Genomic DNA, 509 nt, shown 5'->3' with positions numbered 1-509 from the left:
GTCCTGATCGATTCGCTGCTGGGTCTGAACATCACGCTATCGGTCGTGCTGCTGATGGTGACGATGTACATCCCGGCGGCAACGTCTCTGTCGGCATTCCCGTCGTTGCTGTTTTTCACCACGCTGCTGCGGCTCTCGCTGAACATCGCATCGACCAAATCCATCCTGCTGCACGCAGACGCCGACCACATCATCGAGAGCTTCGGCAAGCTCGTGGTGGGCGGCAACCTCGTGGTGGGTCTGGTGGTGTTCCTGATCATCACCACCGTGCAGTTCATCGTGATTGCCAAGGGCTCTGAACGTGTGGCCGAAGTTGGCGCGCGCTTCACGCTCGACGCCATGCCAGGCAAGCAGATGAGCATTGACGCCGACCTGCGCGCCGGGCACCTGAGCGAAGACGAGGACCGCAAGCGCCGCGCGCTGCTGGCCATGGAAAGCCAATTGCACGGCGGCATGGACGGCGCCATGAAGTTCGTCAAGGGCGATGCGATTGCCGGCCTGGTCATCCC

1 protein-coding gene is annotated in these 509 nt (G+C 61.9%); it reads left to right on the top strand.

The window, feature by feature from the left end; genetic code table 11:
* Positions 1 to 509: FHIPEP family type III secretion protein (locus tag ACU8YE_RS24400; RefSeq protein WP_446929963.1), on the top strand; the 509-nt coding region annotated here is incomplete at both ends.

This window comes from Ralstonia sp. VS2407, from assembly GCF_052950655.1.
Note: the sequence above shows the minus strand (reverse complement) of the source record. Positions and strands in the feature narration are given on the sequence as shown.